This is a genomic window from Bradyrhizobium sp. UFLA06-06 (assembly GCF_054820065.1).
Genome location: NZ_JADFUD010000085.1, coordinates 14,137 through 30,028 on the forward strand (window position 1 = coordinate 14,137; position 15,892 = coordinate 30,028).

Annotated in this window: 14 protein-coding genes; 8 read left to right on the plus strand and 6 right to left on the minus strand. The window is 63.7% G+C overall.

All coding sequences use genetic code 11. The features are described 5' to 3' along the window. Positions 1-5 precede the first annotated feature (5 nt). Complete coding sequence (locus IF803_RS38635; protein ID WP_461195762.1) at positions 6-1,082, minus strand: LLM class flavin-dependent oxidoreductase; 1,077 nt, start codon at positions 1,080-1,082, stop codon at positions 6-8. Positions 1,083-1,331: 249 nt separating this feature from the next. Here IF803_RS38635 and IF803_RS38640 point away from each other — a divergent pair, with 249 nt between their 5' ends. Further along, positions 1,332-3,098: a carbamoyltransferase family protein gene (locus IF803_RS38640; protein ID WP_461195763.1), complete on the plus strand. Its 1,767-nt coding sequence runs from the start codon at positions 1,332-1,334 to the stop codon at positions 3,096-3,098. A 113-nt stretch (positions 3,099-3,211) separates the two neighbouring features. On the opposite strand, the gene IF803_RS38645 is transcribed toward IF803_RS38640, so the two are convergent. Both IF803_RS38645 and IF803_RS38650 read right to left on the minus strand, forming a co-directional pair. Further along, positions 3,212-3,532, minus strand: a complete 321-nt coding sequence (locus IF803_RS38645; protein ID WP_461195764.1) for a hypothetical protein — start codon at positions 3,530-3,532, stop codon at positions 3,212-3,214. A gap of 500 nt (positions 3,533-4,032) precedes the next feature. Beyond that, a complete protein-coding gene (locus IF803_RS38650; RefSeq protein ID WP_016844123.1) occupies positions 4,033-4,428 on the minus strand; it encodes a helix-turn-helix domain-containing protein in 396 nt (131 codons plus the stop codon). 565 nt (positions 4,429-4,993) lie between these two features. On the opposite strand from IF803_RS38650, the gene IF803_RS38655 reads away from it, so the two are divergent. Continuing rightward, positions 4,994-5,308, plus strand: coding sequence for a hypothetical protein (locus tag IF803_RS38655; RefSeq protein ID WP_461195765.1), 315 nt, complete (start codon positions 4,994-4,996; stop codon positions 5,306-5,308). A 51-nt stretch (positions 5,309-5,359) separates the two neighbouring features. Here IF803_RS38655 and IF803_RS38660 read toward each other — a convergent pair whose 3' ends face one another. The 3 genes from IF803_RS38660 to IF803_RS38670 all read right to left on the minus strand — a co-directional run bounded on the left by IF803_RS38660 (position 5,360) and on the right by IF803_RS38670 (position 9,734). Then, complete coding sequence (locus IF803_RS38660; RefSeq protein WP_304499220.1) at positions 5,360-6,679, minus strand: dicarboxylate/amino acid:cation symporter; 1,320 nt, start codon at positions 6,677-6,679, stop codon at positions 5,360-5,362. An 85-nt stretch (positions 6,680-6,764) separates the two neighbouring features. Then, positions 6,765-8,276 carry a sensor histidine kinase gene (locus IF803_RS38665; protein ID WP_411783213.1) on the minus strand — a complete coding sequence of 504 codons (1,512 nt, stop codon included), beginning with the start codon at positions 8,274-8,276 and terminating at the stop codon, positions 6,765-6,767. Positions 8,277-8,459: 183 nt separating this feature from the next. Beyond that, positions 8,460-9,734 (minus strand): serine hydrolase domain-containing protein, encoded by a 1,275-nt coding sequence (locus IF803_RS38670; RefSeq protein WP_461195766.1) that lies wholly within the window; start codon positions 9,732-9,734, stop codon positions 8,460-8,462. Between the two features lie 167 nt (positions 9,735-9,901). On the opposite strand from IF803_RS38670, the gene IF803_RS38675 reads away from it, so the two are divergent. The 6 genes from IF803_RS38675 to IF803_RS38700 all read left to right on the plus strand — a co-directional run bounded on the left by IF803_RS38675 (position 9,902) and on the right by IF803_RS38700 (position 15,821). Beyond that, a complete protein-coding gene (locus tag IF803_RS38675; protein ID WP_461195767.1) occupies positions 9,902-10,816 on the plus strand; it encodes an intradiol ring-cleavage dioxygenase in 915 nt (304 codons plus the stop codon). 345 nt (positions 10,817-11,161) lie between these two features. Beyond that, entirely contained in the window at positions 11,162-12,472 is a 1,311-nt protein-coding gene (locus IF803_RS38680; protein WP_461195768.1) for a CmpA/NrtA family ABC transporter substrate-binding protein, read from the plus strand. 60 nt (positions 12,473-12,532) lie between these two features. Beyond that, positions 12,533-13,435, plus strand: coding sequence for a nitrate ABC transporter permease (gene ntrB / locus IF803_RS38685; protein WP_028338858.1), 903 nt, complete (start codon positions 12,533-12,535; stop codon positions 13,433-13,435). Between the two features lie 10 nt (positions 13,436-13,445). Further along, complete coding sequence (locus IF803_RS38690) at positions 13,446-14,240, plus strand: ABC transporter ATP-binding protein (RefSeq protein ID WP_461195769.1); 795 nt, start codon at positions 13,446-13,448, stop codon at positions 14,238-14,240. Positions 14,241-14,344: 104 nt separating this feature from the next. Next, positions 14,345-14,770, plus strand: coding sequence for a globin family protein (locus IF803_RS38695; RefSeq protein ID WP_461195770.1), 426 nt, complete (start codon positions 14,345-14,347; stop codon positions 14,768-14,770). Positions 14,771-14,921: 151 nt separating this feature from the next. Further along, entirely contained in the window at positions 14,922-15,821 is a 900-nt protein-coding gene (locus tag IF803_RS38700) for an SMP-30/gluconolactonase/LRE family protein (RefSeq protein WP_461195771.1), read from the plus strand. The last annotated feature ends 71 nt before the right edge of the window (positions 15,822-15,892 follow it).

The window sequence follows — 15,892 nt, forward strand, 5'->3', positions numbered from 1 at the left end:
CTGGCCTAGCCTCCCAGGCCCTGACGCGCCGGATCGCGAAGCGCTGATGACTTCAGACGCCGGGCCTTCGTCAGCGCCAGTCCGAAGACCTCGCCCGTATGGATCAGTTCCTCGCGGGTGGGCGGGATGTCGAGGATGAACGTCCCGTAGCCGGCCGCGGCGTAGCGCGCGAGTTCGTCGGAGACGACTCTATAATTGCCGACAAGGTACGGACAGAAGGTCTTGTAGTTTTCGAACGGCACCAGCCAATAGGGCGTGTCCTGGGTGACGGCCGTCTGGGCCGCAAGGTCGGACATCTGCTTGTGCCACGCCGAATCCGAGACCTTCATGGCGAGCTTGTGCGCCAGTTGCCCCTTCTTGTCGGTCGGGAAGCGCTCATGCGCGACCCGCCAGGCTTCGTCGGCGCTCGGGCGGGCGATGACGCCGACGCGCACGCCCGAACCCGTGCAGTCGGCGGCGTCCGCCGGTCCGTACTCTGCGGCCGGCTTGGGATATCTCACCGGCGTCGCCCCCAGCGCCTTGGCGGCCGCGAGCCCCGCTTCCGAGGAGCCCGACACGAACACGCCGGGCAGCAGCTCCGGCGGCAGTGGCGGCGTCATCCTGAGATTCCGGACGGCATTGAATTGCCCTTCGAGGGTCACCGGCTCGGCGTTCTCCAGCAGCCGCTTGATGATGCCGGTGTACTCGATGAGCCTGGCGTAGCGCTTGTCGTGCGCCGTCGTGTCGCCGAGCGCCGTCAGCTCTGTCGTGTAGCCACCTGCGACCATGTTCAGATAGAGCCGCCGTCCGTACATATGCGCGAGCGAACTCACCATCTTGGCGACGCTGTAGGGATGCATGTAGACCGGCTGTACCGCCACCAGCGGACAGAGCTCCTTGGTGCTCTGCAGAATGATCTGCGAGACGAGCCAGGGATCGACCAAGGAATTCTCCGTGTAAACGAGGATCCCCTTGCAGCCTGCCTCTTCGCTCCAGCGGGCGACGGCCTGCACCTGTTCGACATAGTCCGCCGCCGCGACCGCGCTGGATTGCGGGCACGTACTGAAGACTTCGAATCGAATATCGGAAAACGCGTCCATCATCGACCTCCATCCAAAAAGGCGTCGGAACGCCGTGGCTTGGTGGAGAGAGCTGCGTCATATTGTAGCAGATGCGTTCGCGAAGTCCCCCGACGCAAAGGAGGTACTCCGTCAAACGATCGGAACGGATGGCCGGCCGACTATTCCGGGGCGGCACTTTTGCGGAACTTGATTTCCCCGGTCCCTCTGCAACGATGCCGCGGAACATGCTCGAAATTTCCCTGCGCGTGATACGTCCAGGGGGTGTTGAAGATGGCGAAAGTAATCGGCATCAGCGGATTCGAGAACTCGATCCCCTTCAAGAAGAAGCACTGGCCGGGCCTCGAGGAACGCGAATACCGGATTTCCCAAGGTCACGATTCGGCAGCAGTGCTGGTGGTCGACGGCAGGATCGTCGCCGGTGCCGCCGAAGAGCGCTTCAGCCGCAAGAAACATACCGGCGACTTTCCGATCGGCGCTGTCAGCTATTGCCTTGAGACCGCCGGCCTGAAGCCAGCCGATATCGACGCGATCTCCCACGGCTTCGACTATGCGCCCTACAAAGCCGCTTTCATGCTGGATCCGATCTCCGCCCAGCAATACAGGGAGGTCTTCTCGCGTGAAAAACTGCTCTCGCAAGTGGACGAGCACCTGAGCGGATTTCCCGCCAGCAAGGTCCACCACGTCAACCATCATCTGTCCCACGCCGCCAGCGCCTACTACACCTCCGGCTGGGACGAATGCCTGGTGGTGATCCTCGACGGCATGGGCGAGGTCCACGCCGTCACCGTTTATCACGCGCACGACAACGAGATCGACAAGCTCGCGGAAATCACCGCACAGGATTCGATCGGCATTCTCTATTCCACCCTGACGCTGCATCTCGGCTTCGATTTCAATTCCGACGAATACAAGATCATGGGCCTCGCTCCCTACGGCGATCCCGCCCGCCACGGTGCTTTCTTCGAGCGGACCGTGGAGCTGCGCGACGACGGCCTGATCAGGATTCCTCTGCTCCGTCTCAACACCGAGCGCCACGATCGCGAAACCTACGGCGCGACGCGACGCCATCTCGGCGAACACCTGATCCCGGCCCGCGCGCCCGACGGCGACGTCACCGATGGCCATCGCGACGTCGCCGCGGCGCTGCAGGAATGCCTCGACAGGGTCATGCTCCACATCTGCGGCCATTTCGGCCGCAGCACCGGCCTGCGGAGGCTTGCGATGGCGGGCGGCGTCGCGCTCAACTGCACCGCCAACGGCCGCCTGCTGCAGTCCGGCCTGTTCGACGAGATCTACGTTCAGCCGGCCGCCGGCGACGACGGCTCAGCGCTCGGCGCCGCGCTCTGGTCGGCATCGCGCGACCGCGGCGTGGAGAACGTCCGGATGCCGGTCCCCTTCCTCGGCCCCGCGCATGCGCAGAGTGAGATCGACAGGGCACTCGCGGACACCGCCGGCCGCATAGAGATCACGCGCTTTCCGGATCTGGAGGAGACCTGCGCGGTGGCGGCCAGGCTGATTGCGGCCGGACGCGTGCTCGGCTGGTACCGCGGACGCATGGAATTCGGCCCCCGCGCACTGGGACACCGCAGCATCCTGGCCGATCCCGGTCATCCGGAGATGCGTCACCGCATCAACGCGATGGTCAAGATGCGCGAAGCCTTCCGCCCGTTCGCGCCGGCGGTCAGCCTCGAGCAGGTCCACCACTGGTTCGAAGTGCCGAAGGGTTTCGAGCTTCCCTACATGATCATGACCGCCGACGTGCGCCCCGAGCATCGCGCTGTGCTGCCCGCGATCACCCATGTCAACGGCTCGGCCCGCGTGCAGACGGTCGACGTCAGGGACAATCCGGAATTCCATGCGCTGCTGCGGGCCGTCGGCCGGGCGACCGGCCGCGAAATGGTGCTGAACACGAGCTTCAACGTAAAGGGGCAGCCGATCGTCAATACCCCGCGCGAAGCCATCGACACCTTCCTCGGCACCGGCATCGAGTATCTCTTCCTCGAGAACGCGCTCGTCCGCCGGGCAGGACAGGGGTAGCCGGCGCTAACCGCACGTCGACGGCGAAGGCGCCTTGCGCTTGTCGCGCGGGAAAGCCGCTTCGCACTTTGAGCGCAAAAAAGGTGAGGGGGCCGAAGCCCCCTCGTTGATGATTAGCGACGGTGTCCGCCGTGATGCCCACCGCCGTGATGTCCGCCGTGATGAGGGCGGTGCCCGTAATGATGCGGGCGATGGTGGAATTGCGGACGATGGTGCCATCCGTGATGGCGCGGTCCGTAGTAGCCGTATGCGCCCGGTCGCCAATAGCAGCGGCCCCAGCGATCGCAGACCTGGCGCACCTTGTCGACATTGGACGTTTCGCCCGCGATGTGACTGGCTTGCGGAAGCCCGTTGGGCATCGCGGATGCCGCGCCGGACATCAACGCTGCGCTTCCAAGCGCGGCGAGTCCAATAACGGCAAGCTTGATATTCATCGAGATCTCCTTGGTTGAAGCCTGAAAACGTCCATGCGGGCCACTTCGTTGCTGCGACAAAAAAGACAGGCTCGTGCACTCGGTTCTGGCGGCGCCGGTTCAACTGAGGAAATGCGGGAGTTATGAGGTCGCCCGATGTGCGGGCGACAATTGGCCGCGCGACAGAATAGCGACGCACTGCGCGCATGCGCTGCGCGAGATGGGAAGTCGGAGCGCGAGCTGGAAAAGCGCGGCGCGCATGCTCACGTGGAGCGATGAGATCATGACGCGATGCTCGTCGCCGCTTCATGACCGCGCATCCGGCGCGGGGGACTGAAGCTATCCGCCTGGATCACAAAATCTTGAAAGACAGAAGCGCCTCAAGAAAAAGCGCTGCCATCGGCGATGGCAGCGCTTCGACATCTTCTCGGCCCGACCGGCATGTGCGGCCGCAGCGGCCGGCGGACCGGCCGTTGCGGTGTGGTGGGATCGCGTTCGCGGCGCCGCGACCCGATCCGCGCTCAGTCTTCGTTGGCGGCGATCGATTCCATCAGCGACACCAGCTGACGCTGCACCGTCTGATCCTTGATCTTGCTGTAGGCGCGCAGCAACCGGAGGCTGAACGCGCTGTCGAGGAACAGCAGGCTCTCGACTTCGCGGGCCTTGTTGTCGCCGTCGTAGAAGAAGGTGACCGGCACATCCAGCGCCGTCGCGATCTGCTGAAGGCGGGCAGCGCCGACACGGTTGACGCCCTTCTCGTACTTTTGAACCTGCTGGAAGCTGACGCCAAGCTTGTCGCCGAGTTCGGCCTGCGAGATCTTTTGCTCGACACGGCGCAGGCGAATCCGCTTGCCCAACTCAATGTCCGGCTTGCCGGCACTGCGCTGCTTCATCTTCTTTGCTGCTGATCTGTTCATTCTTGTGACCCGTCCTTCAAATCGAGAATCCCTGGCCCGGCTGGGTCAGGGACACGTTCATGATGTACCGCGTTAAGCTCGAGTGGATCGCCAGTTCGTCGGAACCACGAAATCCAGGAAGATCGCGGGATGGTATCCAACCGCAAAAGCGCATTGGAAACACCCTAGTACCAACTCGGTCGACTACCTGAAGTCGACCGCGCCAAGGTGTCTGTCGACACCCCGCCCTCTACATTTGGCAAAATATTGACCAAACCACAACTAGCGCGAGTTTGATCGACACAGATTTTGCGCACATGCATAATAGGCGTCAACGCACAGCGCCCGTAGTTCTACGGGCCACCATATTGTACGGGCGTCGTTGCGTGGATGCAACCCCAGCTAGTGCAGCCTGAGGTCGAGAAGTGGCCGGCGAGTGCTTGACTGAATCATCCGATTTGCAAGAGTTTGACGTAAGTCCAAGTCAGGCTTTCGGAATGTTGCTGGACAATTGCCCAAAAGTTCTCAATCATCTGGAACAAATGTGTGCCTACGACAAGCCGGCGAACTCTGGCGGGAGGGGCCAATGAAGCGAAAGAGGGGAAGGCCTCGACTCTACCTCGCGGCTTCGGGAGTTGAAGAAATGCCGGTCGCAAACACGGAAGAACGGTTGCTGGCGTTGCTCGCAACGCTGGAGGAATGTCAGGCGTTCCTGACCGACCGGGCGAACACGGAGACGGCGCGGCTGTTGTCCCTTGCCATCCTCGAGCTTCGGATGGAGCTCCATAAGGTGACGGATTCCGAGCTGAAGGCGCTCTGTGACATGATCGCGTCGGACGAGCCCGTGCAGGAACAATCGACGGCCCGGCAACTGCCGCCGTATTTGAGGCTGGTCAAGTAAGCCAGCGCCCCGCGCCACGCGCGGGACGCTGCTCGCTTTCGGACGCGTGGCTCAGCCCGCAGTCACGTCAACCGCCTCGGCGCCTTCGAGCACGCGACGGGCCTTGTCGCGGTCGAGGTCACCTTCCCATGCCGCGACCACGACGGTGGCGACGCAGTTGCCGATCAAATTGCCGACGGCGCGCGCCATGCCGATGAACCAGTCGACCGAAAGCACCAGCACGAGGCCGATCGCCGGGATGCTCGGCACGGCGTTGAGCGTCGCCGCCAGGATGACGATCGCCGAGCCGGGTACGCCATGCGCACCCTTCGAGGTGATCAGCGATACGCCGAGCACCAGCATCAGGTCGCCGAACGACAGCGGCGTGTTGGTCGCCTGCGCGATGAAGACGACCGCAAGCGTCAGGTAGATCGAGAAGGCATCGAGGTTGAAGGAATAGCCGGTCGGGATCACGAGGCCGACCACCGAATCCTTGACGCCGAAACGCTCCAGCTTGCGCATCACCTGCGGCAGCACCGCGTCGGATGATGCCGTGGCGACCACGATCATCAGCTCCTCGCGCAGGTAGCCGAGGAACTTGAGGATGTTGATGCCGGCGAGCGCCATCACGGCGCCGAGCACGCCGAGCACGAAGATCGCGACCGACACGTAGAACAGCGCCACCAGCGATAGCAGCTGCTTCAGCGAACCGACTCCGTATTTGCCGACCGTATAGGCGACGGCGCCGAGCACGCCGATCGGAGCGAAGCGCACGATCAGGCCCATGGCGCGGAACAGCACGGTCGAGACCGCGTCGATGAAGGAGGAGATCTTCTCGCCCTTCTCGCCGCCGACCAGCGCCAGGCTGACGCCGAAGATGATGGCGAAGAACAACACCTGCAGCACGTCGTTGCGCGACAGCGCGTCGAACGAGGTGGTCGGGATGATGTTGAGCAGGAAGCTGCCGATGCCTTCGCCCTTCAGCTTCTGCGCGTTGCTGGCATAGTTGCCGAGCGCCTTGGCATCCAGCGTCGAGGTGTCGATGTTCATGCCGTGGCCGGGGCCGAACAGATAGGCGAGCAGCAGGCCGACCACGAGCGCGACCGTCGTCATCGCCTCGAAATAAACCAGCGCCTTGACGCCGACCCGGCCGACCTTCTTGAGGTCGCCGGCACCCGCAATGCCGTGCACGACGACGCAGAACACGATCGGCGCCACGATCATCGAGATCAGCTTCAGGAAGGCATCGCTGAAGATCTTCAACCCGATCGCGAAATCGGGCGCAGCCATGCCGATGACGATACCGAGCAGCAGCGCGACAAGCACCTGCACGAACAGTGATGTGTAAAGCGGCTTGCGTGCAACTGTCGCTTCCGCTGCGATGGTCGACATGACTTCCCCCTGGTTCTGGCGCCGAACCCGCCAATCTTAGCAACTTGCGTGCCAAGATGTCGCAGGATCGGCCACTCCTGCCCAGTCAGCCGTCGATTTCGAGGGCGCTGGTCACGGTGTAGACGACGCCGTGGGGCAGGAAATCCACGGTGGCCTCGCCGCCGAGCTGGTCGCGGGCGCTGCGCTCGATCAGGCGGGAGCCGAAGCCGCGCTGGACCGGCGCGGTGACCTGTGGGCCGCCGGTCTCGGTCCAGATCATCCGCAGCTTCGGTCCGGAGCTCTCGTTGAGTATCTCCCAGTCCAGCGTCACCGTGCCGGTGTCGTTGGACAGCGCGCCATATTTGGCGGCGTTGGTCGCCATCTCATGCAGGATCATCGACAGCACCAAAGCAAGCCGGGGCGACAGCGGCACGCGGGGTCCGAACATCCTGACCCGCTCGGCGGTGTTGTTCAGCAGATAGGGCCGCAGCACGCGGCTGACCACGTCCTGGAAGTCGGAGCCCTGCCATTTGTCGGTAGAGAGCAGATTATGCGCCTCCGCCAGCGCGCCGAGCCGCCCCTCGAACTTGTCGCGCTCGGTGCGGCTTGCGCTGCGGAAGGTCTGCGTGGCGATCGATTGCAGGATCGCCAGCGTGTTCTTGACGCGGTGGTTGAGCTCCTCGATCAGAAGGTCGTGCAGCATCTCGCCGCGCGCGATCGTGGTTGCCATCCGCACCGCAAAGCCGAGCCCGACCAGCAGCAGGACGCCGCCGATCACGCTGGTGATCGCCAGCGAGCGCCACAGCGGCGCCACCAGCGAGTTCTCCGCGATCCCCGCGGCGACGGTCCAGCCGGTGAGGCGCGATCGGGTGAAGCCCGTGATCAGCGCCACACCTTCCAGCGAGACGGTCGGCAGCGTCGCCTCGCTCTGGCGAAACATCTCGGCAAACAGCGATGGCGAGGCGCGCTGGCCGATGGTCGCCTGCGGATTCGGCACGCGCGCCAGGTTGACGCCGTCGCTGTCGAAGATCGAGATGGTCCAGTCCTGGTTGAGGCGCTGCTTCTCGATGATGGCCTGGAACACCTCGATCGGCGGGCTGAAGGAGATGTCGTAAAGTACCTCGCCGTCGCGCATCACCGGCACCTCGACCGTGATGATCAGCCGCTGCTTCACCGCGCCGAAGAACAGGTTGGAGTATTGCGGCTGCCGCGTCGTGAACACCTTCTCGAGGATCTCGAGATTGTTGCGTGGCGGCAGGCTCGCGGTGTCCGGCGTCAGCGAGGAGAACACCTGGCGTCCGGCGCGGTCCGCCACCAGCACCACGCCATCCTTGCCGTACTGGTCGATGAAGCCGACCGCGACGCGGCGGAAGTTGTCGAAGTCGCTGTTGCGCAGCGAGTTGGTCAGCGCCAGCACCTGCAGCCCGCCGGTCATGCGCTGCATTTCCGCATCGAGCAGCAGGCGGATGCTGCGCGCCGTCTCCAGCACGCGTTGCGTGGCCGCCTGGCGATCCCGCTGATAATTGTGGAAGACGATCCCGACCGCGAAAATGATCAGCGGCAACATCGTTCCCGCGACCAGAAGCGCGAGACGGACTGGCAATGTCAGTTTCGGCACGATGTCCCCAAGTCGGTGCCCATTCGCTGTGAGCTTAGGGGAAGCGGGAAAAGTCCGCCAAAGGAAACAGTTGGTTATCGGAAAAGTTCCGCGGCGCCCAAAGCATGATCCGGAAAAGTGTGAAGCGGTTTTCCGAAAGGATCATGCTCGAACGAGGAGTATGCGCCGCGGAATGACGTCATGTCAGAGATTGCTCTCGGTGATCGCGGCGTAGACCATCGTGCGCAGCTCGCGCCGCAGCGGATAGGCGCTCGACGGCAGCACCTGGGTCATGAAGATCGTGATCAATTCCTCGGCCGGGTCGATGAAGAACGACGTCGTCGCGGCGCCGCCCCAGTTGAATTCGCCCGGGCTGCCGGCGATCAGGGTCTGCGCCGGGTGCATGGTGACGGCGAAGCCGAGGCCGAAGCCGATGCCGTTATAGGCGGCTTCGGCGAACATCGAGCGCGACATCGCCGGCAGGTCGACGCCTCCAGGCAGATGGTTCGAGGTCATCAGCTTCAGCGTCTTCGGGCCGAGCAGCCTGACGCCGCCGAGCTCGCCGCCATTGAGCAGCGCCCGGCAGAAGGTCAGGTAGTCGGCCGCGGTCGAGCACAGTCCGCCGCCGCCCGAGATCAGCGAAGGCGGCGCCAGGAACGAGCTGGTGGTCGGATCGTCCTGCAGCGTCAGCGTGCCCTTGCGCTCGGCGGCGAGCGGGTTGAAGCCGCCCTGCGGATCGGCGGAATAGCAGGCGGCAAACCGATGCGCCTTGTCGGCCGGCACGAAGAAATCGGTGTCGTTCATGCCGAGCGGCTTGAAGATGCGCTCCTTCAGGAATTGCTCGAACGGCACCCCTGAGATCTTGCCGACGAGATAGCCGAGCACGTCGGTCGAGACCGAGTAGTTCCAGGCTTCGCCCGGCGAGAACTCCAGCGGGATCTTCGCCAGGTCCTCGATCATGCCGTCGAGCGTGCCGGCCTTGATGACCTCGCCGATCTTCTTCTCGCGATAGGCCGCGTCGACATTGGAGCGCTGCTGGAAGCCGTAAGTGAGGCCCGAGGTGTGGCGCAAGAGGTCGACGATCTGCATCGGCCGCGTCGGTGGGCGGGTCAGGAAGGCGGGCGCGGTGCCGGCGACGAATACGCCGAGGTTCTTCCATTCCGGAATATACTTTGCGACCGGCTCGTCGAGCGCGACCTTGCCTTCCTCGACCAGCATCATGAAGGCGACCGACGTGATCGGCTTGGTCATCGAATAGATGCGGAAGATGGTGTCGTCCTTGACCGGCACCTTGCGCTCGAGATCGGCAAAGCCCTGGACCGTGGAATGCACGATCTTGCCGCGACGATAGATCAGGACCTGCGTGCCGGGAAAACGGCCGGCATCGATGTAGCGGCTCTTCAGATGCGCTTCGAGGCGGGTGAGGGCAGTGGTCGACATTCCCGCGGATTCGGGCGAGGCAGGCGTGGGGGCTAGCATCAGGCGTTTCTCCGGCTTGCAAGGCAGCCTTGATAGCCGAAAAGTGTCTGCTGCACCAATCCGCTGCGGCTTACCGGCATTGAGCTGGTGGTGTACGGTCGCCCCTGCAATCGCGCCCCCGAGGGGCCAAGGTAGACGCCAAGGAACACGTCAAGGGAAACGCCGAGATGACCCAGTTCAACGAAACCGAGCTCACCGCCGCCGTCATCCGCAGCTTCGACCAGACACCCGATCCGCGGGCCAAGTTCCTTCTGCAGGAATTGGTGAAGTCGCTGCACGATTATGTGCGCAGGACCGATCTCACCTTCGAGGAATGGGACCACGCGATCGGCTTCCTGACCCGCACCGGGCAGAAGTGCACCGACATCCGCCAGGAGTTCATCCTGCTGTCCGACGTGCTCGGCGTGTCGATGCTGGTCGATGCGGTCAACCATCGCGATCGCGACGGCGCGACTGAGACCACGGTGCTCGGCCCGTTCTATGTCGGCGAGCACAAGGTGACGCCGCACGGCACCGACATCTCGGCAAGCCTGCCCGGCGAGCGCATGTTCGTGCAGAGCCGCGTCACCGACCTCGACGGCAAGCCGCTGGCCAATGTGCCGGTCGATATCTGGCACGCGGATGACGACGGATTCTACGACTCGCAGAAGCCGAGCTACGCCACCGAAGGTCCGTCGTCGCGGGCGCGCTTCATCACCGATGCCGACGGCCGCTTCTTCTTCCGCACCATCGTGCCGTGCAGCTATCCGATCCCGACCGACGGCCCGGTCGGGCAGATGATCACGCAGACCAACCGTCACCCGATGCGACCGGCGCATGTGCACTTCCTGGTCAACGCTAAGGGCTACGAGCCGCTGATCACGCATGTCTTCGTCGAAGGCGACAAATACATCGATTCCGACGTCGTGTTTGGCGTGAAGGATGAATTGATCGCCAAGGTCGAGCGCCGCACCGATCCCGTGATGCCCGATGGCCAGCGCTCCGATGGGCCGTGGAGCCTGATGACCTACGAATTCCACGTGAAGCCCGATGGCGGAATGGCGCCCGCGCCGCTCGGCACCAAGGTCTCCGAAGACGCCTGATCCGTTTCTGAACACTTCTGCTCAATTCTTGTGCGCCGCACAAGGATTGGGCGAATCGCAAGTTTTGGCAGCGCGCGGAAAATCCACGCGCGCTGCGACATGTTGCGCAAGGCTTTGCAACGAAACCCAATTTTGCACTGCGGTAGATTGGCACGAGGCTTGAATAATCATTAGCCGACGCCATTGAAGCCGTCCCTCGAGGCTACCCCATCGGATTTCTGACGCCGCCAGACCGGGGCTTCCCGGTGCACGCCTTTTTGCGCCCTGCGCGCGTCGCCATTCGAAGGACGGCGCTCGACGCACTGACGCAACACCGCAACGCAACGACGCAGCAAAGGACGACCGATGACCAAGCAAACCAACCAGCCTTCTGGCCGCGGCCTCAGCCGCCGTCAGCTTCTGAAGGCAACCAGCGGCGCCGCCGCGCTGCTTGCCGCGGCCAAGCTGAACTTTCCCGCTGGTGCATTCGCGCAGGGCGCGGGTCCGGAAGTGAAGGGCGCCAAGCTCGGCTTCATCGCGCTGACCGATGCCTCGCCGCTGTTCGTCGCCAAGGAGAAGGGCATCTTCGCCAAATACGGCATGCCCGATGTCGAGGTGCAGAAGCAGGCCTCGTGGGGCACCACGCGCGACAATCTCGTGCTCGGCTCCGAGGGCAACGGCATCGACGGCGCGCATATCCTGACCCCGATGCCGTATCTGATCTCGGCCGGCAAGGTGACGCAGAACAATCAGCCGACGCCGATGTACATCATGGCGCGGCTCAACCTGAACGGCCAGTGTATCTCGGTCGCCAAGGAATATGCCGATCTCAAGGTCGGCATCGACACCGCGCCGTTCAAGGCGGCGCTGGAGAAGAAGAAGGCTTCCGGCAAGGCGGTGAAGGCCGCGATGACTTTCCCCGGTGGCACGCACGATCTCTGGATCCGCTACTGGCTCGCCGCCGGCGGCATCGATCCCGACAAGGACATCGAGACCATCGTGGTGCCGCCGCCGCAGATGGTGGCCAACATGAAGGTCGGCACGATGGACTGCTTCTGCGTCTGCGAGCCGTGGAATCTGCAGTTGATCCATCAGGACATCGGCTATACCGCGATCACGACCGGCGAGCTCTGGGACAAGCATCCGGAGAAATCGTTCGGCCTGCGCGCTGCCTGGGTCGACAAGAATCCGAAGGCCGCGAAGGCGCTGCTGATGGCGGTGATGGAAGCCCAGCAGTGGTGCGAGAAGGCAGAGAACCGCGAGGAGACCGCGGCGATCTGCGCCAAGCGGCAGTGGATCAACTGCCCGGTCGAGGACATCACCGACCGCATGAAGGGCAAGTTCGACTACGGCACCGGCCGCGTGGTCGAGAATTCGCCGCAGCAGATGCGGTTCTGGAGCGACAACGCCTCCTATCCGTATCAGAGCCACGACCTCTGGTTCCTGACCGAGGACATTCGCTGGGGCAAGTACGAGGCGGGTTTCGACACCAAGGCGCTGATCGCCAAGGTGAACCGCGAGGATCTCTGGAAGGAGGCCGCCAAGGAGCTTGGCGTGTCGGACATTCCGGCCTCGACCTCGCGCGGCAAGGAAACCTTCTTCGACGGCAAGGTGTTCGATCCCGCCGACCCCGCCGCGTACCTGAAGTCGTTGTCCATCAAGCGTGTTGACGTCTGATTTGAGCGAGCCGCGCGAGCAGTGCGGCTCTCCCTTTTTGACCACGGAGATTTTCGTTCAATGTCGATGCCTGCCATGAAGACCGAAGTGTCGGCGATGGCGATCCCGCCGGCCACTGCCGCGGCGCCGGTCGTGACCATAACGCCGAAGCGCGCGCCGCGCGCCGAGGCCTACGCCAGGATGGCGAAGGAGACCGCGGCGCGTGTGGTGCCGCCGCTGATCGTGGTCGCGCTGCTGCTGGTGGTGTGGGAGCTGATCTGCCGGCGCGCCGGCTCCAGCCTGCCGCCGCCGTCAAAGGTGTTCAAGGACACCAAGGAGCTGATCCTCGATCCGTTCTTCGACAATGGCGGCATCGACAAGGGCCTGTTCTGGCACCTCTCCGCCAGCCTGCAGCGCGTCGCCTACGGCTATTCGCTCGCGGCGATCGCGGGCATCGCGCTCGGCACGCTGGTCGGACAATCGGTCTGGGCGATGCGCGGGCTCGATCCGCTGTTCCAGGTGCTGCGCACGATTCCGCCGCTGGCGTGGCTGCCGCTGTCGCTGGCCGCATTCCGCGACGGCCAGCCCTCGGCGATCTTCGTGATCTTCATCACCTCGGTGTGGCCGATCATTATCAACACCGCGGTCGGCATCCGCAACATCCCGCAGGACTACCGCAACGTCGCGGCCGTCGTGCAGCTCAATCCGCTGGAGTTCTTCACCAAGATCATGATCCCGGCGGCTGCGCCCTACATGTTCACCGGCCTGCGCATCGGCATCGGCCTGTCCTGGCTCGCGATCGTCGCCGCGGAAATGCTGATCGGCGGCGTCGGCATCGGATTCTTCATCTGGGATGCGTGGAATTCCTCGCATATCAGCGAAATCATCCTGGCGCTGTTCTATGTCGGCATCATCGGCTTCGTGCTCGACCGCCTGATCGCGGGGCTGGGCAAGATCGTGACCCGCGGCACGGCGGCGAACTGAGGAGAAAGTCATGCAGGCCTATCTGAAGCTCGATCACATCGACAAGACCTTCACCCGCGGCAACGCCACCACGGAGGTGTTGAAGGACATCAACCTGACGATCGAGAAGGGCGAATACGTCTCGATCATCGGCCATTCCGGTTGCGGCAAGTCGACCCTGCTCAACATAGTCGCCGGCCTCACCGGCGCCACCAATGGCGGTGTGCTGCTGGAGAACCGCGAGGTCAATTCGCCGGGACCGGATCGGGCCGTGGTGTTCCAGAACCACAGCCTGCTGCCGTGGCTCACCGTCTACGAGAACGTCAAGCTCGGCGTCGACAAGGTGTTTGCGAGGACCAAGAGCAGGGCCGAGCGCGACGCCTGGGTGATGCACAATCTCAGCCTCGTGCAGATGGCGCATGCCAAGGACAAGCGGCCGAGCGAGATCTCGGGCGGCATGAAGCAGCGCGTCGGCATCGCGCGTGCGCTCGCGATGGAGCCGAAGGTGCTGCTGCTCGACGAGCCGTTCGGCGCACTCGACGCGCTGACCCGGGCGCATCTGCAGGATTCGGTGATGGCGCTGCACCAGAAGCTCGGCAACACCATCCTGATGATCACCCACGACGTCGACGAGGCGGTGCTGCTGTCGGACCGCATCGTCATGATGACCAACGGTCCGAGCGCGCGGATCGGCGAGGTGCTCGAGGTGCCGTTGGCGCGCCCGCGCAAGCGGCTCGAGCTTGCGACCAACGCGGGCTACCTGAAGTGCCGGCAGCGCGTGCTCGAATTCCTCTATGAGCGTCACAGCTTCGTCGAGGCGGCGTGATGATCACGTCGACGGCGAGCGCTTTTCCGCTTTGAACCGAAACGCCGGATGCGGCTACCAATGCTCGCATTTTGCAGGTCATTCCAGAACCAGGGAGAGTCGAGATGAATCCGGCCCAAATCAAGCTGGTTCAGGACAGCTTTGGCAAGGTCGTGCCGATCTCGGAGCAGGCCGCGGTGATTTTCTACGATCGCTTGTTCGAAGTCGCGCCCGCCGTGCAGGCGATGTTTCCGGCCGACATGAAGGAGCAGCGCAAGAAATTGATGACGACGCTTGCCGTCGTCGTGAACGGGCTGAGCAATCTTGATACGATCCTGCCGGCCGCGAGTGCGCTGGCGAAGCGGCATGTCGGCTATGGCGCCAAGCCCGAGCATTATCCGGTGGTCGGCGGCGCGTTGTTGTGGACGCTGGAGAAGGGGCTCGGCGAAGCCTGGACGCCTGACGTCGCGGCCGCATGGACCGCGGCCTACGGCACGCTGTCCGGCTACATGATCTCGGAAGCCTATGGCTCGGCGCAGCCGGCCGAATAGCAGGCGGTGACAGACTGAAACCTTCCCCGTCGCTGCAAGAGCCCTTCCGTCCGGCCATCGCTCAGGCGGATAGGTGGATTGCTTCGCGGCGCTCGCAATGACGTACGCAAGCATCTATGGTTCGCCCGCTCCGCCAACGGGTGAACCAACAATGATGTTCCTGGAAACGCCGCCGAACCTGATCCCGACCAAAATCTTCTCCGCCGTGCCGGCCGAATTCCGCCGCAGGATGGCGAGCGAATGGGCCGACGCCAACCGCCCGGGCGCGGTGACCGATTGCTTCATCGAGGGACCGTCGTTCGATTCCGATGGCAATCTCTACATCGTCGACATCCCGTTCGGTCGCATCTTCAGGATCGCGCCTGACAAGTCATGGTCGCAGGTTGCCGAATATGACGGCTGGCCGAACGGGCTGAAGATCGATGCGATGGGCCGCATCCTGATCGCCGACTATCGGCACGGCCTGATGGAGCTCGATGCCAGGTCCGGCGAGGTCACGCCCCTGCTGCGCTCGCGCAATTCGGAATCGTTCCGCGGCTGCAACGACCTGCACATCGCCTCGAACGGCGACATCTATTTCACCGATCAGGGCCAGACCGGGCTGCACGATCCGACCGGCCGCGTCTATCGGCTGCGGGTGAATGGAGCGCTCGACTGCCTGATCGACACCGGCATCAGCCCGAACGGTCTGGTGCTCGATCCGCACGAGGCGGTGCTGTTCGTCGCCATGACGCGCGACAATGCGGTCTGGCGTGCGCCGTTCATGAAGGACGGCAGCGTCTCCAAGGTCGGCCGCTTCTGCTCGCTGTTCGGCCCAAGCGGACCCGACGGCATGACGATGGACGCCGCCGGTCGGTTGTTCGTCGCGCACGCCTCGCTCGGTCATGTCTTCGTGTTTGCGCCGAACGGCGAGTGCATCGCGCGGATCAAGTCCTGCGCCGGGCCGAGCTGCACCAACGTCGCGATCGGCGGCGCCAACCGCGACCGTCTTTACATCACGGAATCGGTGACGGGTTCGGTGCTGGTCGCCGACATCGGCGGTCTCGGCTAAAGCGTGATGGCATTAAGTTCGATAGCCTGAATTTTTGAGGTAGTTGGCACATTCCTCGGAGGTGAAGGCGT

What these genes read in the sequence shown, in the direction of transcription:
- IF803_RS38635 (WP_461195762.1), bottom strand. Translation starts at nt 1,082, where the DNA reads ATGATGGACGCGTTTTCCGATATTCGATTCGAAGTCTTCAGTACGTGC.
- IF803_RS38640 (WP_461195763.1), top strand. Translation starts at nt 1,332, where the DNA reads ATGGCGAAAGTAATCGGCATCAGCGGATTCGAGAACTCGATCCCCTTC.
- IF803_RS38645 (WP_461195764.1), bottom strand. Translation starts at nt 3,532, where the DNA reads ATGAATATCAAGCTTGCCGTTATTGGACTCGCCGCGCTTGGAAGCGCA.
- IF803_RS38650 (WP_016844123.1), bottom strand. Translation starts at nt 4,428, where the DNA reads ATGAACAGATCAGCAGCAAAGAAGATGAAGCAGCGCAGTGCCGGCAAG.
- IF803_RS38655 (WP_461195765.1), top strand. Translation starts at nt 4,994, where the DNA reads ATGAAGCGAAAGAGGGGAAGGCCTCGACTCTACCTCGCGGCTTCGGGA.
- IF803_RS38660 (WP_304499220.1), bottom strand. Translation starts at nt 6,679, where the DNA reads ATGTCGACCATCGCAGCGGAAGCGACAGTTGCACGCAAGCCGCTTTAC.
- IF803_RS38670 (WP_461195766.1), bottom strand. Translation starts at nt 9,734, where the DNA reads ATGCTAGCCCCCACGCCTGCCTCGCCCGAATCCGCGGGAATGTCGACC.
- IF803_RS38675 (WP_461195767.1), top strand. Translation starts at nt 9,902, where the DNA reads ATGACCCAGTTCAACGAAACCGAGCTCACCGCCGCCGTCATCCGCAGC.
- IF803_RS38680 (WP_461195768.1), top strand. Translation starts at nt 11,162, where the DNA reads ATGACCAAGCAAACCAACCAGCCTTCTGGCCGCGGCCTCAGCCGCCGT.
- ntrB (WP_028338858.1), top strand. Translation starts at nt 12,533, where the DNA reads ATGTCGATGCCTGCCATGAAGACCGAAGTGTCGGCGATGGCGATCCCG.
- IF803_RS38690 (WP_461195769.1), top strand. Translation starts at nt 13,446, where the DNA reads ATGCAGGCCTATCTGAAGCTCGATCACATCGACAAGACCTTCACCCGC.
- IF803_RS38695 (WP_461195770.1), top strand. Translation starts at nt 14,345, where the DNA reads ATGAATCCGGCCCAAATCAAGCTGGTTCAGGACAGCTTTGGCAAGGTC.
- IF803_RS38700 (WP_461195771.1), top strand. Translation starts at nt 14,922, where the DNA reads ATGATGTTCCTGGAAACGCCGCCGAACCTGATCCCGACCAAAATCTTC.